The sequence below is a fragment of the Pseudodesulfovibrio sp. zrk46 genome (genome assembly GCF_012516435.1).
GTDB lineage: Bacteria > Desulfobacterota > Desulfovibrionia > Desulfovibrionales > Desulfovibrionaceae > Pseudodesulfovibrio.
In genome coordinates this window covers 2,796,810-2,814,401 of record NZ_CP051216.1, presented here as the reverse complement: position 1 = coordinate 2,814,401, position 17,592 = coordinate 2,796,810, and the positions used below count along the sequence as shown (strand labels likewise).

At 49.7% G+C, this 17,592-nt stretch carries 13 protein-coding genes; 5 read left to right on the top strand and 8 right to left on the bottom strand.

The genetic code is table 11. The features are described 5' to 3' along the window. Positions 1-248: 248 nt before the first annotated feature. Positions 249-1,313, top strand: a complete 1,065-nt coding sequence (corA, locus tag HFN16_RS12650; protein WP_168891100.1) for a magnesium/cobalt transporter CorA — start codon at positions 249-251, stop codon at positions 1,311-1,313. A gap of 2 nt (positions 1,314-1,315) precedes the next feature. Further along, positions 1,316-2,329, top strand: coding sequence for a hypothetical protein (locus HFN16_RS12645; protein ID WP_168891099.1), 1,014 nt, complete (start codon positions 1,316-1,318; stop codon positions 2,327-2,329). 644 nt (positions 2,330-2,973) lie between these two features. Here the strand turns inward: HFN16_RS12645 and HFN16_RS12640 are convergent. Next, a complete protein-coding gene (locus HFN16_RS12640; RefSeq protein WP_247648332.1) occupies positions 2,974-3,771 on the bottom strand; it encodes a hypothetical protein in 798 nt (265 codons plus the stop codon). A gap of 614 nt (positions 3,772-4,385) precedes the next feature. Between HFN16_RS12640 and HFN16_RS12635 the strand changes: the two genes are divergently transcribed. Then, the gene (locus HFN16_RS12635) at positions 4,386-5,048 is read left to right on the top strand and encodes a peroxide stress protein YaaA (RefSeq protein ID WP_168891097.1); all 663 of its coding nucleotides are present in this window, start codon (positions 4,386-4,388) and stop codon (positions 5,046-5,048) included. 169 nt (positions 5,049-5,217) lie between these two features. On the opposite strand, the gene purT is transcribed toward HFN16_RS12635, so the two are convergent. The 7 genes from purT to HFN16_RS12600 form a co-directional block, all read right to left on the bottom strand. Next, positions 5,218-6,399, bottom strand: a complete 1,182-nt coding sequence (gene purT, locus HFN16_RS12630) for a formate-dependent phosphoribosylglycinamide formyltransferase (RefSeq protein ID WP_168892355.1) — start codon at positions 6,397-6,399, stop codon at positions 5,218-5,220. Positions 6,400-6,580: 181 nt separating this feature from the next. Beyond that, positions 6,581-7,363 carry a formate dehydrogenase accessory sulfurtransferase FdhD gene (locus tag HFN16_RS12625; RefSeq protein ID WP_168891096.1) on the bottom strand — a complete coding sequence of 261 codons (783 nt, stop codon included), beginning with the start codon at positions 7,361-7,363 and terminating at the stop codon, positions 6,581-6,583. A gap of 10 nt (positions 7,364-7,373) precedes the next feature. Next, positions 7,374-8,288 (bottom strand): formate dehydrogenase accessory protein FdhE, encoded by a 915-nt coding sequence (locus HFN16_RS12620; protein ID WP_168891095.1) that lies wholly within the window; start codon positions 8,286-8,288, stop codon positions 7,374-7,376. Positions 8,289-8,362: 74 nt separating this feature from the next. Beyond that, positions 8,363-9,097 (bottom strand): 4Fe-4S dicluster domain-containing protein, encoded by a 735-nt coding sequence (locus HFN16_RS12615; protein WP_168891094.1) that lies wholly within the window; start codon positions 9,095-9,097, stop codon positions 8,363-8,365. A gap of 11 nt (positions 9,098-9,108) precedes the next feature. Continuing rightward, positions 9,109-12,150: a formate dehydrogenase-N subunit alpha gene (gene fdnG, locus HFN16_RS12610; protein WP_168891093.1), complete on the bottom strand. Its 3,042-nt coding sequence runs from the start codon at positions 12,148-12,150 to the stop codon at positions 9,109-9,111. A gap of 148 nt (positions 12,151-12,298) precedes the next feature. Beyond that, positions 12,299-12,688: a LysR family transcriptional regulator gene (locus tag HFN16_RS12605; protein ID WP_168891092.1), complete on the bottom strand. Its 390-nt coding sequence runs from the start codon at positions 12,686-12,688 to the stop codon at positions 12,299-12,301. 3 nt (positions 12,689-12,691) lie between these two features. Then, complete coding sequence (locus HFN16_RS12600; RefSeq protein ID WP_168891091.1) at positions 12,692-14,341, bottom strand: FmdE family protein; 1,650 nt, start codon at positions 14,339-14,341, stop codon at positions 12,692-12,694. An 873-nt stretch (positions 14,342-15,214) separates the two neighbouring features. On the opposite strand from HFN16_RS12600, the gene HFN16_RS12595 reads away from it, so the two are divergent. Both HFN16_RS12595 and HFN16_RS12590 read left to right on the top strand, forming a co-directional pair. Next, positions 15,215-16,288, top strand: coding sequence for a C45 family peptidase (locus HFN16_RS12595; protein WP_168891090.1), 1,074 nt, complete (start codon positions 15,215-15,217; stop codon positions 16,286-16,288). A gap of 30 nt (positions 16,289-16,318) precedes the next feature. Then, a complete protein-coding gene (locus tag HFN16_RS12590; RefSeq protein ID WP_168891089.1) occupies positions 16,319-16,960 on the top strand; it encodes a TetR/AcrR family transcriptional regulator in 642 nt (213 codons plus the stop codon). Positions 16,961-17,592 lie beyond the last annotated feature (632 nt).

The window sequence follows — 17,592 nt, the reverse complement described above, 5'->3', positions numbered from 1 at the left end:
TGAAAAGACACATTCATCTGTCATTATGGCAAAATCGGCACCACCTTATGACTTCTGACTTTTCTTGTGACAAAACAAAGCATATGAGCTGCAAACACTTTTTCTGTATTATTGATTTTCTCACCAATTTTTTCTTCATACGATGAAAACAGTTTTTTTCCGTCCAGTTTGTATTATATATTCTGGTATCAATTTTCTCCTCTACCAATAGCCTTGCATTTCAACATTCACGAGAAAGAGGATTGGATATGGCTAGATTTCTAAAAAAACATGACAGCAAGAACGGTCTCCCCCCCGGCTCTCTCATCTTCATTGGCAAACAGAAGACCGAGAAGCCACGTCTTCGTATCATCGACTACGACAGCAATATGCTTCGAGACGAAATCCTGGATTCGCCGGAGTCTCTCTCTGCATGTACGGAGAGTTCCACAACCAGTTGGATAAACGTCGACGGCCTGCATGAACCCGAATTGATGCAATCCATTGGCACTACGTTCAGCATTTCTTCGTTGATCCTCGAAGACATCATTAACACTGGCCAACGCCCAAAACTGGAAGAATTTCCCGAAGCACTCTTCGTCACACTGAAAATGCTGTTTCTCAACGAAGACGAGACCTCCATCCATGCCGAGCAGTTCAGTGCGGTCCTCCAAAACAAGTGTCTACTGACTTTTCAGGAAAAACCCGGATATGTCTTTGAGCCGGTGCGGGACAGAATTCGCAACCAGACCGGGCGACTTCGCAAGCTGGGGCCGGACTACCTGCTCTACACGATCCTTGACTGCATCTTTGAAAACTACCTGAAAGTCATCGAGATCATGGGGGAAAGGATCGAGGAAATCGAAGACGAAGTGCTGGCCGATCCGACTCCCGAATTGCTGGAAGAGATCAACGCCTACAGACGGGAGATCGCCTACATCAGAAAGGCCATCAGGCCTGCACGTGAGATCGCACTCAAACTTGCGAGAATTGATAGTGACCTCGTCTCTCCGGAAATCCAGCACTTCCTGCGGGATTTATGCGACATCGCAGAGCAGTCCTACGACTCGGTGGAAATATACCGTGAGATGCTCAATGACCATCTCAACAGCTATAATATGGCAATCACGAACAGGCTGAATGATGTCATGAAATTCCTGACAATTTTTGCCACCATTTTCATTCCGCTGTCCTTTCTGGCAGGCATCTATGGAATGAACTTCGAAGTGATGCCGGAGCTTCACTACAAGCACGGCTACTACATTCTTCTTGGGGTCATGCTCACGGTAGTGATCGGCATGCTCACCTACTTCAAGAGACAAAGGTGGCTTTAACTATGAGTGGAGAGAATGTTAAACGCACCATAGCTCTAGCGTTGAATCGGCGAACCCTTGGGGCTGATCAAGGACAAACCGATTACGGGAAAACCACCAAGTATGTAACCAGACTTTTGAACGGATTGGGCTGGAAGACTGTGCCCTTTGAAGTCGGCCTCAATCTGCGACAAGCACAAGAGCAACTCCGGGAGATTAAACCGGAAGTCGTTTTCAACCTCGTCGACGCGTTTATGGAGTCCGGAGAGATGGCGCCGTTCATGACCATGCTCTTTTCCAACCTCCGCCTTCCTTTTACCGGCGTAGACAGTACGGTTTTCTCGCTTGTGAATGACAAGCTCACGACCAAATGGCATTTACTCCAAGCCGGAATCCCTACCCCTCAGGGAGCGGACATCACAGCTTTGAGAAAGAACCGATATCCAGGGCCCGGCACATACATACTAAAAAGCCGCTTCGATCACACATCCAAGGGGCTCGACGAGAGCGCCATTGTTACGGTCAGCAATTCAAGCGACCTGCTTGATCTGCTGGAGGCCCAAGAAGAAAAGGTTGGCATGCTTTGTATTGCCGATGAGTTCATCAACGGGCCGGAATACAGTGTTTCCATGATGGAATCTTCGCGTGGACGAGGCCAGTTATTGGGCATCGCAGAAGCAGCTTTCAAGACTCCGGACGTCCGAATAGTCAACTACGGGACTCTTTGGAAAAGCAGCCGTGGTGCAACAACGTCAGCCCCCACAATCTCCTTGAAAAAGCCAGCTGATCATATCACGGCAAAGCTAACGACACTTTCACATGATTGCTGGAATGAGCTGGGGTTGTGCGGTTATGCGCGATTCGTTTTCCGAACCGATCAATCTGGCAAAATGTACCTGATCGATGTGGTTACGAACCCAAGTCTCGCAGAGAAAGGAGCGTTCCTCAATACGGCTCGCCTGAACGACTGGCCGCCAGAAGATGTTGTTTCCGCCATCGCAGAAGGAGCCATTGCTCGGCATACAGCCAACATTTAAGCGGCACTCATTTTCTATTTGAATCCCACGCTTGAGGAAAGCAGGCTTATGCCTGCTCCTCAGGCCGTTCCTCTGCATTGTTTTCGGCCCCTTCTTTAAGAACAACCTCAATCGTGACATGCTCCCAGTTTGTGCACAGGACTTATGTAAAGCCTGCACTCTTCCTGCTAAGGTTGTCCAGCCTCCAGCCTAGCTCTTCCCCAATTCGACTTTGACCAACACCCCATGAGTATCATTTTCAAACCCCTTCCCTCCATGTACTCCCACAGACGACACCAGACAGATTCTCATGTAGATTTGTATCCTTTACCTCTCTACGAGAAGCATACGATGTCTTCATGATCGGTCGATATTGAATGTGTTGCGCTATCCTTTCTCATTAGTGAGACAAGGATTCCCACATCTTTTTTGCAAACACGGATAGGGCTCCACTCACCCCAAACACCACAAAAAAGATGCGTCTCCCAGAACAAGACGAACCACACTGAACGGTATATAACCCGCCGGGAATAATGATCAATAAGGGAATAGAAAAACGTGAATTTTGTGTTTTTTCAACACAGAAAAACCCAACTTAGACCCAGAAAACCAGATTACGCATAGACGCCTCTATCTATATAAGAGGGAGGGAGTGCGACAACCAGCTATGCCACTTCCGGAGTTAGTACATCGGGAGTAAGGATTTCAGTTCGAATCCGCTCGTAGTCAGGGGTGCCGGGCGCTATGAAAGGATGTTTACGCATGTCATCGCTCTCTGTGTTCCACAATTCTTTGAGACTCATTCCAGTTTCGGGAACAAGCTGCTCCATACGAAACACAAAGGTAATAGGCTTGTTATCCACCAAACCCCGGTCGGTCATCCCCGTACCCAGCAACCAAAACGGTTTACGCTGCCGCACGAGATTATGCCTGAGAGGATCAACCGTCATGCAATAGCCAAGCTCCATTCCATTTTCACATAAATAATGGAAATGAAGATTGTTGTGCCATCGAAAAATGACAGCTTCGTACTGATTCTCGTTACCGAACATAATGAAGCCGCCTCGTGTAAGCATACGATTACCTTCAACCTTATGAACCCAGAGTGTAGAGCGATGTATGAGATCCACACCGTCAATAAGGTAATTCATGCGGTAAACGCCGCCCATGAGAGAGAACAACTCCTCAATGTACGAAGGACGGTTATATTCTTTATTACGCTTGGAGAACTCTTCGCCAAGGCCAGTTGGCCATAGGAGGTTGTCGTCTCCCTCGGAAATGGTAGGTCCCTTGAGTTTTTTGGCCCAGTTGGTTCGTTTGGAACACAGTCCGTCAACCGTTGTCCCTAGACAGGACGCATAAGCAGAAAGCCGCGATTCTGGGACGCCCTCACGCATGTCGCAATCAATGGTCGTAGGGCTACTCGGCAATCCGTTCTCCACCCATTCGGACCAATTACGCACATGATTTGGATTTCCCACATCTTTGCGCCATGTCTTGCCCATCAATTTCAGGATCGTTCGAAGGTTTTCACCTGCCACCGTATTCCGTTTGAAAGAAGGACGACCTCCAACACAACTCTTCACAACATCACCTCGTCCTGATCAGCATCCACATATCACTGTAAGTCGAATTGGAATCAATGGTGCACACAATAAAAAAAATGCTCCTGCTGCGCACAAATATTCGCGCAAATGACATCCAACCTGCCACAATTTATCTTCCAAGCATAAGGGAATATGTACCATTACTAATATGTTTGTCCATAACCAGCACAGGATAAACTGGCAAAACGCAAATACACATTTGAGTCACATTTGAAATACAAAACTGTTGCGAAGCGGACAAAAGAAATGGACATCAAGTGATTACCGATGTCCTACGATTTCTAGTAAAGGGGGGATGAGCATTAAATCCATAACCTCTTGTGTGCATTGCATAAAGATGGGTGAGATATTGCACGACTTTGTTTTTCTATTTCATTTTTCAACAAAGAATGAACTGTATTTGACTGACCAGTTTGTTTTCTTATAAATTGACATCAAAATTATAAATAAATTAACCACTCAAGATTATTATGAAAACTATTATCTTAATTCCACCGTCTGAGGGTAAAGCTGATGGAGGAAACAATAAACCTTTGAAGTCAGTATCAAGTATTACTGCCAGCTTACTTGACGCGATTAAAGAAGCTGATCCTAAAAAGCTGTATGGGCTTAAGGAAAAGGCTCTGGAGAAAGCGATCTCTGCAAACGAGGAAGTTTTAAGCTCTAAAACGATGCCGGCAATTGAGCGGTATACAGGTGTTGTTTATGACGCAATTGATTATCAGACTTTGAAGCACAAATCCGACTTTGATAAAAAAGTGCTCATCATATCCGGCCTGTTTGGCCTTGTCAGACCTGCTGATTTGATTCCTAATTATCGTCTGAAAATTGATAAGTTGAAGGCTGCCAAGTTATGGTTGGATTCAAATTCAAAGCAATTGAGAGAGACATTCGTTATTGATTTATTACCGCAGGCTCAAAAGAAAGCGGTGAAATACGATAGTGGAATTGAAGTGGAATTTGTCCTTAAAAAGGCAGGAAAAAAGATGCCGGCAGGTCATCAGGGAAAGCATATTAAAGGTCGATTTGTCAGGTGGCTCATTGAAAATGACATCACTGACCCAAAGCATTTTAAGAATTTCAAGGAAGAAGGCTATGAGTGGACTGGGGAGACTTTCCTAAAGGAAGTTTAGTACTTTTCAAAAAGCACATTTTCCCAAAGTTCAAAAACAAAGCCGAGTGCGTTTATACGCACTCGGCTTGTTACGTGTAATGATCAAGTCAAATCCAAGGGATAAGAAACGAACTCGAATCCCCCACTCTACAGACTGTCATCAGTCACAGGATTGATTCAATAGATTATTAATATGAAACAGTTACAGCAGAAGAAACTCTTTTCGCCTTCTCAACAGCACCCTCAACGTCATCAGCAAGAGCCAAAGCAACACCAAGGCGACGGACTCCAGCGCATTCGCCTTTTCCGAAAATCAAGACCTTTGTATCTGCCTCACGAAGCGCAACATCCACGCCTTCAAAGGCGGGCTTATCTGACGTGCCATTAGATAAAATTACACTAGAAGCGGCGACTCCGTATTGACGAATAGACGGAATAGGCAAGCCCAGAACAGCTCTTACATGCAGGGCAAATTCGCTTAAATCCTGAGAGATGACAGTCACGAGCCCTGTATCGTGAGGACGAGGCGAAACTTCACTAAAAATAACATCATCATCCTTAACAAAAAGCTCAACCCCGAACAGACCACGCCCGCCCAAGGCGTCTGTGATCTTGCGTGCATATTCCTGAGCTTTCTCGAGGGCTGCCTCACTCATGGGTTGCGGCTGCCAGGATTCACGATAATCGCCGTCTTCCTGTCGGTGTCCAATGGGCTGACAGAATGTAGTTCCATCAACGTGACGTACGGTTAACAGGGTAATTTCATAATCAAAGGGTACGAACTTTTCGATAATGATACGCCCTTCACCAGTACGACCGCCGGACTGGGAATAATCCCAAGCCTTTTGGATATCAGCCTCACTTTTCACAGTGGACTGCCCTTTTCCTGAAGAACTCATGACAGGCTTGACCACACATGGGATACCGATTTCAGCAACAGCCGCACGGTATTCTTCTTCTGTATCGGCGAAGCGGTAAGGCGATGTGGTCAGACCAACCTCTTCAGCAGCAAGACGTCGAATGCCTTCGCGATCCATCGTCAGCTTGGTCGCATTGGCAGTAGGGACAACATTGAATCCCTCTTGTTCAAGCTCGACCAAAGTAGACGTAGCAATAGCCTCAATCTCAGGCACAATATAATCTGGCTTCTCTTCTGTAATAACTCGACGGAGTGCATCACCATCCAACATTGACATGGTATAAGAGCGGTGCGCGACCTGCATGGCAGGAGTATCGTCATAGCGATCAACCACAATGACTTCGACGCCAAGACGCTGCGCTTCAATCACGACTTCCTTGCCAAGTTCGCCACCACCAAGAAGCATCATTTTCTTTGCAGATGCAGTTTTGGCTGTTCCTAATATTGTCATATTAAATCCCTCTGAATTAATTGAAATCATGCTTTACACGGGGACTCTCTATGCCAAATTTCCCCCCAAATTGAAAGGATTACTCTTTTTCGATTTCACGCTGAGCACTGCTCGCACCGAACTAACCTGCTAAGAAAGAACGGATACAGCGATAGTGTCAGGAGTACTAGGTATGGGCAATCTAAGCCCTGATGCGCCATCCATTGGCGTATACATTGAAGGAATCCGACCGGAGACGTCCGATCAGCGTAAGGTTGTTTCGTTCGGCGAAGTTGATGCCGGAACTCGTGGCGGCGGAAAAGCCGCACAGGATGGGGATGTTTGCCGTGGACGCCTTGACCGCAAGCTCCAGAGCGAGGCGCGAGGAAAGCATGGCTATGGCCACGTCATCCAACGTTCCTTCGAGAAGTGCCCTACCAATGGCCTTGTCAAAGGCGTTATGCCGCCCGACATCTTCGCCGAAGGACAACAGTTCCCCGGACAAGGAGAAGAGCGCCGCCGCATGTGTCGAACGGGTATTCTTGTAGAGGTTCTGCCGCCGCTCAAATACCGATTTGAATTCAATGAGTTTTTCAGGCGCGACATGGATCGGCTTGGGGGACGGAAAGATTCGGCGGATGCAATTTGCCGCTTGCAATTTGACCTCCACCTTGGCGAGTCCATGATAGCTGAACGCAATGTTCGCCATGTCCTCGGGCCTGCTGATCATGGACCTCGAGAAGAGATGCCCGGCAACAAGATTCATATCGTCACCGGGCGTACGGCACAGCACTGCCTCAGGATATCCGCTCACCAGCACACGGATGTCGGACTCCACGGCAATGCTGTCTTCCTTGAAGACCATCTTGCCGTCAGCATAACGTTGCAACGTCACCGGACAGGCGAGTTGGGAAATCCCGCCTGACGAATCCGGTAGTTCAACCTCTGCTTGGGGAGTCAACGCCCTTAGATGCTGCATGGGCATAACGATTCTCCTATTCGAGGTTGTTCCACAGGGTCGAGGAGATCGGCGTCAGTTCTTTATTCTGGGCGAAAATGTCGAGATGGATGAGCCCAATCTGCACTGCATCCAGGTTCGGTTTGGGATCATACTCGCGCATATCGATGTTCAGCATATACTTGCCACACTTGTGGCAGGCTTCGACGCGTTCAGCTTTTCTCTCATCAACGAAAAAGACTTCGCGACTCTCATTTTCGTCATTGCCACAGGCGACGCAAGCGTTGCGTTTGTAACGCCAATCATGCCCGCACAGGGAACAGTGAAGAAATTTCTTTCCGCCGCCGCCCACCAACTGATCCAAATCGGTCACTTCCTTAGGGGAAAGCTGCGAAATGGACGGGGTGGAACCACACACGGGACAATAGCCGTGTTCCCAGGCGAGCGAGGGAAGGGACTCGCCCAGGCTGCGAACCATAGCACTCAAGACAGGGGCGAAAACGGTCTCTGAAATATACAGCAACGTCGTTGACTGATCGATGCCGAGCTGTACGGAGGTGTTCTCAAAGTGTTTCCAATTGCCTTCAATTCGAGCCTGGGCGAGTTCCGAAAGATGTTCGGGATCGTCCAGATAGGAACGCAGCTTATCCTGCGTGTCCTCATCCAACTGGAGCACTTCGGCACAAAGGGGCAACAAGACGCTGACCGACTGTTTCATGGCGTCTGTCCAAGGAGAAAAATCCTGATCAACCAGGATGGGCACACCGGCCGCAATCCTTCCATGATCTATGGCGGGAAGGTCCGCCATCTTATCTGCCAAGACTTGATGCAACCTCTCCTGTTCCGAGAACAGAGAGCCGAAACGGTCGGCGAGCTCGGCGTAGGCAGGAATGCGCGCCCTGATGGCATCCAGCGTGGTTTCAACAGTCGTCCGTTCAGAGTTGCCTTTCATTGGGTGCTCCATCTCTTCATCGGACCGGGACGTCCGTCGAGGACGCCCCGGTCTCCTGAAGAGGTTTTGAGAGGTTAAACCTTCATTGCCTTAAAGGGTCTCGCCAGCATGGCGAAGAACTGCTTTTTGGACACGGGACCGGTCTCGTTCATGGCAACGGAGTACTCATGATAGTTTTCCGGCTTGTCGATAAGCAGATAGATGACATTCACGGCATCGGGATCGGCGAGCATGGCATCAGGCCACTTCTTCTTGAGGGTAGCCAAACGGGACTCGGCCAGCTTGAGCATCTCCTCGCGTTCGCCAAACTGCATTGCGCCGGTGGGACACACCTTGACGCACGCAGGCGGCATGCCGTTGTGAATGCGATCGTTGCACATGGTACACTTGGCCAGGACGCCAGTTTTCTCGTCGCGTCTGGGGATGTCGTAAGGACAGGAGTCCTTGATCTCCAGGAACTCTTCTTTCGAGAACTTCTTCGTCATGTCGGTGTACACGATGGCACCGGTCTTTTCGTCCTGAATGATGGCTTCCTCGATGTAGAGGTCACCGGTCTCCTTGCAGGGAGCGATTTCGCAGTGGCGACACTGGTCGGGGAAGAAATTCCACCGAACAACGCCATCTTCGAGATGCTCACTGAAACGGACGAGTTTATAGTTATTGGGATTCAGATCCGGCGGATTCTGATGACTTCCCCACTGGTACTGCGTTGTCTTGTTGGCTGGCAGTTCATGCCATTCCTTGCATGCGAGCTGACAACCGCGGCACGCGGTGCAACGTGACGTATCGACTAATATCGTCTTGGGCATAGCGTCCTCCTTTAGATTGCCAGTTCGGTCAGTTTGTCAGCCTTGCGTATATTGACGCAGCAAGCCTTGTATTCCGGGATGGTGGTGTTCGGATCACCAACAGACGGCGTAAGCCTGTTTGTGGCGTCACCTGTTCCCGGCGTAGTCCAGCCGAAGCAGAACGGCATACCGATTTCATGGACAATCCTGCCATGGACCCTCAAGGGACGCATGCGGACAGTGACCATTGCAATGGCTTCAACGCGACCGCGAATGGATTCGACGATAACGCCATCGCCATTCTTGATGCCCTTCTCCTGCGCCAGTTCCGGACTCATCTCGACATAGAGCTGAGGCTCGGCTTCGAGCAGGTTGGGGACGTTGCGGGTTTCACCGCCACCGCACCAGTGTTCGGTCAGACTGTAGGTGGTCAGGACAATGGGGAACCTGGGATCAGCCGGGTTGGCCAATTTGTCCATATCGCTGTCCACGAACTTGTAGACCGGGCTGTTGAGCTGCTTGGAGAACATGTTGTTCTTCACAGGTGTTTCCACCGGCTCGTAATGCTCGGAGAAGGGACCGTCCTGGCGACCAGGCCCAAAGATCTGCCCGAAACCATGCTTGGACATGATGAACGGGTATCTTCCTTTGCCGGTAGCCATGGGAGCCCATCCGCCATCAGGCACATCGCCGACCCACTTGCCATTCTTCCATTCGATAACGGCCTTGGCCGGATTGTACGGCTTGCCGTTGAGATCGACGGAGGCACGGTTGTAGAGGATGCGGCGGTTGACCGGCCAGCACCATGCCCACTTCGGGAAGAGGCCGATATTGGCCTGCATCGGAGTCTGCTGCGTGCTGCGGCGCTTGGCCTTGTTGCCATCTTCCTCTGTGTAACTTCCGGCATAGAGCCAGTTCAGACTCATTGTGGAACCGTCATCGGCGAGTGCCGTGAAAGACGGTACCTGCTGACCCTTCTTGTACTTCTTGCCCTTGACTTCGGTGTCACGGGTAAAGCGGCCGTTGATACGGGCGCACAAGTCCTCAGGATCATACTTTTCCGGATAATCGAGCCAGGTGACTGCCTCGGGAAGCTTACCGCCTTCCTTTTCGTACAGTTTCTGCAGACGCGTCATGAAGCCGCAGAACATGTCGCCAAACGGTTTGGCCTCGAATGCCGGTTCAATGGCTTTGTAGTGCCAGAGGAGCCAGCGGCCGGAGTTGGTGACGGAACCTTCCTTCTCCAGGCGATGTGCCGAGGGAAGCAGGAAGACTTCTGTCTTGATCTTCTTGGGATCGACGCCGGGTCGATGCCAGTTATCGGTGGTTTCCGAATGATGAAGTTCGGAAGTCACCAGCCAGTCCAGATTGTCCAGTGCTTTACGTATCTTGTTAGAGTTCGGGACGCTGTTCATCGGGTTGAGGCCGATGATGATGCCGCCCCGGATCTCGCCGCGATACATGCGATCGAACAGGAACATGTAGGAGTAGTCCTCGCCCTTCTCGATCTTCGGCAGCAACTCGTAGCAGAAGCCGTTTTCCTTCGTGGCCTTGTCGCCATACCAGGCCTTGAGCAGGCTGGTGAAGTACTTGGGTTTATGCTGCCACCAGTTGGCGGACATGGGATCATTGCTCACCGGAGTGTTACCCTTGATGTACTCGTCATAGGTCTGCCAACCGTTATGCGGCATGGCCATGTAACCGGGAATGATGTGATACAACAGGGTGTGGTCAGTGGATCCCTGGACGTTGGGTTCGCCGCGCAGGGCGTTGATGCCGCCGCCTGCAACGCCGATGTTGCCGAGCAGAAGCTGGATGATGCCTGCGGAACGAATATTCTGCACGCCGACGGTATGCTGAGTCCAACCCAGAGCGTACATGATGGTACCGGCCTTGTCCTTCTTGCCGGTGGCCGCGAAGGCCCTGTACACTTTAAGCAGGTTCTCTTCCGTCACGCCGGTAACCGTGGAAACGGTGTTCAGGCCGTAGCGTGAGTAGTGTTTCTTCATGAGCTGGAATACACAACGGGGATGCTTGAGAGACTTGTCTCTCTTGGGCACGCCGTTGGCGTCCATCTCGAAGCCCCACTTCGACTTGTCGTAGGTGCGGGTCTTTTCGTCATACCCGGTGAACAGGCCGTCTTTGAAACCGTAGTCTTTACCCACGATCAAAGCGGCGTTGGTGTACTCGACAACGTATTCCTTGAAGAACTGTTCGTTTTCGAGAATGTACTTGATCATGCCACCCAGGAAGGCGATATCCGTTCCGGACCGCAAGGGGACATGGAAATCCGATCTGGCAGATGTACGGGAGAACTTTGGATCCACATGCATAACAGTGGCTCCCTTGTCCTTGGCCTGCAACACCCACTTGAAAGATATCGGATGATGTTCGGCAGCATTACTGCCCATTATGAGGATGGAATCGGCATTCTTGATGTCGATCCAGTGGTTGGTCATCGCACCGCGTCCGAACGACTCTCCCAGAGCCGCAACTGTTGCGCTGTGTCAAATGCGTGCTTGGTGGTCCATGTGGACCACACCGAGACTCCTCATAGCTTGGTGTGCGATGGCGCATTCCTCATTGCCCGCATGGGAGGTGCCCAGCAGAAACATTGATTCCAGTCGGTTGACCGTGTCGCCCTTCTTGTTCTTGAGAATGATGTCCTTGTCACGGGTGTCCTTGATGCGTCGCGCAATGCGGTCCAGCACCCAGTCCCAGCTCTTTTCTTCCCATTTGTCGCTGTACGGTGCGCGATACATGGGTTTTTCCAGCCGATGATGGCTGTTGGTCATGCTGAGCATGGCCGCACCCTTCGCACACAGCGAACCTTCGTTGATGGGATAGTCCGGGTCACCTTCGGTGCCCACGAGCTTTCCGTCCCTGACATACCCGATGATATGACAGCTTACGGAACAGAACGGACATACCGTCACCACCTCTTTCGCGCCGGCAATCTTGATCGATGCCGCGTAGGCCTTGACCGGAGTCAGGCTGACTCCGAGCTGCCCAAGGGTGAGACACGCCGCGCCTGTACCTGCAAGCTTCATAAAGCTCCGGCGGTCGAGTTTCATACCTATGGCCTCCTTGATCTATGCCGCGCTGATCGTCGCCCGGCAGTGTTGTTTCTCGAACCCAATGTTCAAGCACTACCACATTAGCATAAAATTCAATTATCTCAATATGTTATATTTAACACATTAAAGAACGCGACGACACGCTTCACTTGTACTTTTCAAGTGAAAAAGGTAGATATTCCTTGCTCTTGGCAAGGGCAAACAACTCAACTTCCTGAAACCAGTCATCGAAGCTCTTGGCTATGTCGCTCCCGAAGGACGTCAGACGGTATCCCGCCCTCCTGCAACCGGCTCGTTCGATGAGCTTTTCACCAATCAACCCTTCGGTAGTTTTGATCTTGCCCCATGCTCCGCGATACGACATTCCGAGGTCTTGTGCCGCAGCCTTGAGTGACCCGAGTTGCTCGACCTTTCGCAGCAACTGCAAACGGCCAAGACCAAAAACCACGCCATTTGTATTCTCGAACCACAAATGCATCCGCATAGTCGGATCGCTCTTCGATTTCTCGCTGGATTTCGTAGTAGCTTTCGTCATGCTCTACCTCCCGAAGGGACATTTGGGGAATGTACAGGACGTACACTCCATACACAGACCGCCATTGCCGAGCTTGGCAACATCACTCCGCGTGATACGCAGGTCGGCCAACAGCCGTGGCAGCAAGATATCCAGGCTGGTGGTCTTGTGGAACAAGGCGCACGCGGGAACGCCCAGCACCCGGCTTTTTCCGATTTGACCGACTAGGGTCATGGCTCCCGGCAGGACAGGCATGCCGTAGAGCACATCTTTCATCCCGGCCTCGACCAATCCCTGACGCGTAACATCATCGGGATCGACGGAAAGGCCGGCCGTGGTGATGATCAGTTCACAACCTGCTTGCTCGAGTTCCTTTGCAGCGGAAGCAATTTCAGCGGCATCGTCCGGCCGGATCAGGGTCTTGGAGATGTGGCTGCCAAAATGGGCTACCTTTGCATTCAGAACATCGGCAAAGCGATCTTCGATCAATCCCTTGAACACCTCGTTACCAGTGATCAAGAGACCAACATTTACTTTTCTGAGCGGTGCGATGGAGAAAAGCGGGGTTCCGTTGAGGATGGCCAGAGCACGACCAAAGATATTCCTCTCAAGATATAAGGGAATGGCCCGCGTAGCAGCGATACGACGCCCGGCGCGGACCAGGCTGAACTCATGTCGGGAAGCAACGACCACATCGGGCAAGGTATTGAATGCCCGCTGTTTGGCGTCATCAAGAAGCAGAATGCCGTCGGTTTCGGCAATGAAATTTATCTTTCCTTCCCTGGGATCACCCTCGATGGCAACCCCGTGACCACACATCCTTCCAGCAAACGTTTTTGCTGCCTCATCCTCATGGATATAGCCGTTAGGGACTTTCTGATCGACATACAGATTGAAGCGGCCCATCTGCTGCAAACGGCACACATCACCCGCCGTAACAACATGCCCACGGGAGAATTCCACCCCTTTGGACTCGCCTGGGACAATCCTCGTCATATCGTGGGCCACGGCTTTGCCGATGCTTTCTTCTACCGGAGTGGATGGGATGGTCTGCTTTATGTCCACCGCGATAGCGGACTCTACGCCCTCCATATAGGGGGAGTCTCCGCTGCAATTACGACAGATGGCGCCATGTAAGGAAGGATATGCATCACCGCACAGCAAACATATCACAATCTCGCCCTTGCTCCGCTTCCTGGCGACCTCAGGCTTCACCATGATGGCCGAAACAGATAACATCTCAGGACCATGCTCTTCAATCTCACGACGAAGCGCTTTGGAATCCTGTTCCTTTTTCGGTTTAGTCTTCATCAACCAGCAATGGGTATGGGGAAACGCTGCCAACTTGCTCGGATCAAGCCTGACGCGAATGCCTTCGCCGGTCTGTTTGTCGAACAGGGAAAGTGCATACACCCCTGTATTCCTGACACGCAGCCAACCGTTGCCGAGCGTACACGGGGTCAACAACTGCACCGCATCGGGAAGGCACCATGATGTCTCGGATATGGCATCGAACAACACACCTTCAGGCATCCGGCGCTTGGCCTCCTCGACCATATGCCCGCCAAGAAGCAGGCCGGGAGCCGGGTAATTGTGAAACCACGTGGCCAATTCCACGAATTGAGAGAAGGAGAAAGATGTTCCCGGCTTGAGAGAGGTAGCGTATTCGGTCATTGATTTTTCCATTTTGATTTCATTATGTCTAAAAAGACACAATGCATCCCTATGGAGAGAACCGACTCGAAGACAACAACATCATAACTTGATTGAGGTTTGACACACAACAAGTTAAGTTGAATAATATTGGATAATTATAAAGAAATCACATTGCATTCGCATAGGCACAATAAAACTGACAGCAAAAAATATCTGCCAAAAAATTCATTTGTTACAGGATGGTAAATCAAAATTAACCAATCAAGATCACACCCAGTGTCAAACCATGAGCAAGATCTGCTTAACCCTTAAAAATCGAATAACAAGGCCCTATTTTTTCGTACCCCATTGCCCCCCTTCTCAAATCATTTGTATTCCGGTCTCCTTAAATCCCTTGAGCCAAAACTCAAAATGCCACTGCACTCGCCTCAGCACATGAGAGACTATCCATGCACCGCATAAACACTATTCAAAGAGGACATATTAAGGAAACGAAACCACAGTTCGGCTCCAGACAAAAGAAAAGGACTTCAGATAGATATCTGAAGTCCTTAATTTTCTATGGTGGAGCTGGAGGGAATTGAACCCACGACCTCTTGAATGCGATTCAAGGTGCGGATTTTTTTTTCATTTGAAATCATTATTATTTTTCAAGCAATAATACCATTTTGGGTGGAAAACAATGATTTGAGGCTGCAAAAAAGTCTCCGACCTGCCCAAAGTAATAACAACGCCCCCCTTGACACTTCATTAATACGCTTGTATTAATACACTCGTATTAACTGAGTGCATAAAACATGATTTTGCAATGCGCATTTGACTTGGCTGTGACCGACTTCGCTAATATTAATTCTAAAGACGCAAGGACCAACCCATGCGGGAGGGGGAAAAATGCTTCAGACTGTAGAACTCCAAGGCAGCTACTACGATATTGGCAAGGGATGGGGCGAAGTGTTCAAACAGGATATGGACCGGATAATTTCCACCGAACTGGGCCTGATTGCCGCATTTTATGGGATCAACACCGAGACAGTAATAGAACTCGGACAAAAGTTTTTTCCTGCCGCGCAACAATATGATCCCGACTTCATTGAGGTGCTTCGGGGATTTTCCGAAGGCGCAGGAGTGAATTTTGATACCACTTTTGCCATTCGATCAGTTCTTGAACTCCTGTGCTCTGGTCCTCCCCCCCAAGGAATGTGCACCTCTTTGGCTGTAAGTGGCACAGCTACTCAGAATGGACAGATGATTATTGGGCAGAACATAGATTGGCATCCAACCCTGCCCATGGCCCTTCTCAGAATAACTTGGCCCAATGGAGTAAAGCAACTGGCCCTATCTATGAGCGGAATATGGGAATACACGCTGTCAGCCTACGCGGATTCATCCCCATTCTCCATTATGTCCACCCTTACCGTCACTCCCAACACAAAGCCCGAACTGCCCCTTGTCCCGATCAGCTTTATCCTAAACAAGGCATCCCGTCAGAAACGCCTGGAGCACGCCTTAGACGTCTTTATCAACGCAAACTCGACCATGCCCAGTTATCTACTGGCAAATGGTGATGGAGACATGATTGGAGTCGAACTCGGACTTCACAGCCACGAACTGCTACACCCTGACTCTGACGTTTTGATACACGCCAACCACAACCTTTCAGAACGATTTGCAGCAGTGGATGGCTTCCTCAAATTCGTGCCGGATTCACCACTCAGATATACACGCCTGAAACAACTCGTTGCTCAGAACCATGGCAAGATCACACCCAAGCACGTCATGACGTTTCTGTCTGATCACAATAACCACCCGAAGGGGATTTGCGCTCACGTTGACCCAGATTCCAAGCTACCGCCATCTGCCACACTTGCCTCAGTGGTGATCATACCCGAAGAAGCTGCAATGTACGTAGCGGTTGGAAACCCATGCGAAAATGAGTATGAAGGATATCACCTTGAGGCGGATTGATCCGACTGAAGGAAACTGACATTTTCAATCATGGGCACTGACACAAAAAACAATATTCTGCTGGCTGCGGTCAAAGTATTTGCCGAACACGGCTATCAGGCAGCGACGATACGCCAAATAGTAGACATGGCTGGGGCAAAAAATCTCAATGCCGTTGTCTACTATTTTGGCAGCAAACAAGATCTCTACAAAGCGGTGATGGAATTCATGTTCCTTGAAGCAGAAAAATTCAAGGACGAGATTGACATGGACACATTCGACTCACTTCCCATTGAAGAGCGACTGGCCTCCATGATCCGGTTTTATTGCAAAGCTTATTATTCCATAGAAAATGATCTTGATAGCGATCTGTTCCGAATCTTCGTAAATGAGGCACGCAATTCATCGCCTTTTTTTAATGACGTTATTTCGCGACATCTCAAACCGAGCCGGGATTATATGTGCTCCCTATTAAAGGAGTACCTCGGACCAGATACACCGGACAGCATAATCAACAATTGTGAATATAGCATAACCGCTCAAATTCTATACGGAGCTCTTGGCTGGTCCATTATTAGCGGAACTGTGCCTGAGCAAAAACCATTTGCAGAATGCGTAGAAGAGCTAGCCGAACACGTAGTAAGATTTTCTTTGGCAGCACTAGCCACCTACAAAAACCCAAAGGGGTCCTAACTTCAAATCTCATATTCCATCCTCCAGCCGCCGCCCCCCCCAAAAGGGTCGCTTGATGAACATTCAAGCTGTCTATTGCAACTATTGATCTAGAATCATTGGCAATTAAACAGCCTAAAAGGTTAAAAGGGAGCAGGCACCACCTCGAAACAAAAAAGAGGTTATCCCCAAAATGGATAACCTCTTGAAATTCCTGGTGGAGCTGGAGGGAATTGAACCCACGACCTCTTGAATGCCATTCAAGTGGTCGCACAAAAGGACTAAACCATTAACCATTTAAAAACTATGAACTTTCGCCCAATTATTCCAATTTATGCTTATTGTGCATAGTGTGCATGAAGTACCTAGTATCAACAGTAACCGCATGCTGTCGCTGTGGTTTGGAACACAAAAAGGACACAAAGCGCGCCCACAGCTAACCACCTTCAAGCCGGCGATGATCATGTCATTCAACTAACTGATGCCTTCTCGAAACTCCCAAAGGTCTATGCAAAGCGTTGCACAGATACCTTCGCTGAGTTGGCATGATTCCTAATGGGTGCTTCAAAGAGGCATTTACAACACAACTTGCCTATCTCAGACGAAGTTATCCATACTTAGTAAATGCCGACAACGACAATCCTTCCAGATCG

Excerpts from the sequence above, each read along its gene's own strand:
- HFN16_RS12605 (WP_168891092.1), bottom strand. The coding sequence starts at position 12,688 with ATGACGAAAGCTACTACGAAATCCAGCGAGAAATCGAAGAGCGATCCG.
- purT (WP_168892355.1), bottom strand. The coding sequence starts at position 6,399 with ATGACAATATTAGGAACAGCCAAAACTGCATCTGCAAAGAAAATGATG.
- HFN16_RS12625 (WP_168891096.1), bottom strand. The coding sequence starts at position 7,363 with ATGCCCATGCAGCATCTAAGGGCGTTGACTCCCCAAGCAGAGGTTGAA.
- HFN16_RS12595 (WP_168891090.1), top strand. The coding sequence starts at position 15,215 with ATGCTTCAGACTGTAGAACTCCAAGGCAGCTACTACGATATTGGCAAG.
- HFN16_RS12590 (WP_168891089.1), top strand. The coding sequence starts at position 16,319 with ATGGGCACTGACACAAAAAACAATATTCTGCTGGCTGCGGTCAAAGTA.
- HFN16_RS12635 (WP_168891097.1), top strand. The coding sequence starts at position 4,386 with ATGAAAACTATTATCTTAATTCCACCGTCTGAGGGTAAAGCTGATGGA.
- HFN16_RS12600 (WP_168891091.1), bottom strand. The coding sequence starts at position 14,341 with ATGACCGAATACGCTACCTCTCTCAAGCCGGGAACATCTTTCTCCTTC.
- HFN16_RS12645 (WP_168891099.1), top strand. The coding sequence starts at position 1,316 with ATGAGTGGAGAGAATGTTAAACGCACCATAGCTCTAGCGTTGAATCGG.
- HFN16_RS12615 (WP_168891094.1), bottom strand. The coding sequence starts at position 9,097 with ATGCCCAAGACGATATTAGTCGATACGTCACGTTGCACCGCGTGCCGC.
- HFN16_RS12620 (WP_168891095.1), bottom strand. The coding sequence starts at position 8,288 with ATGAAAGGCAACTCTGAACGGACGACTGTTGAAACCACGCTGGATGCC.
- corA (WP_168891100.1), top strand. The coding sequence starts at position 249 with ATGGCTAGATTTCTAAAAAAACATGACAGCAAGAACGGTCTCCCCCCC.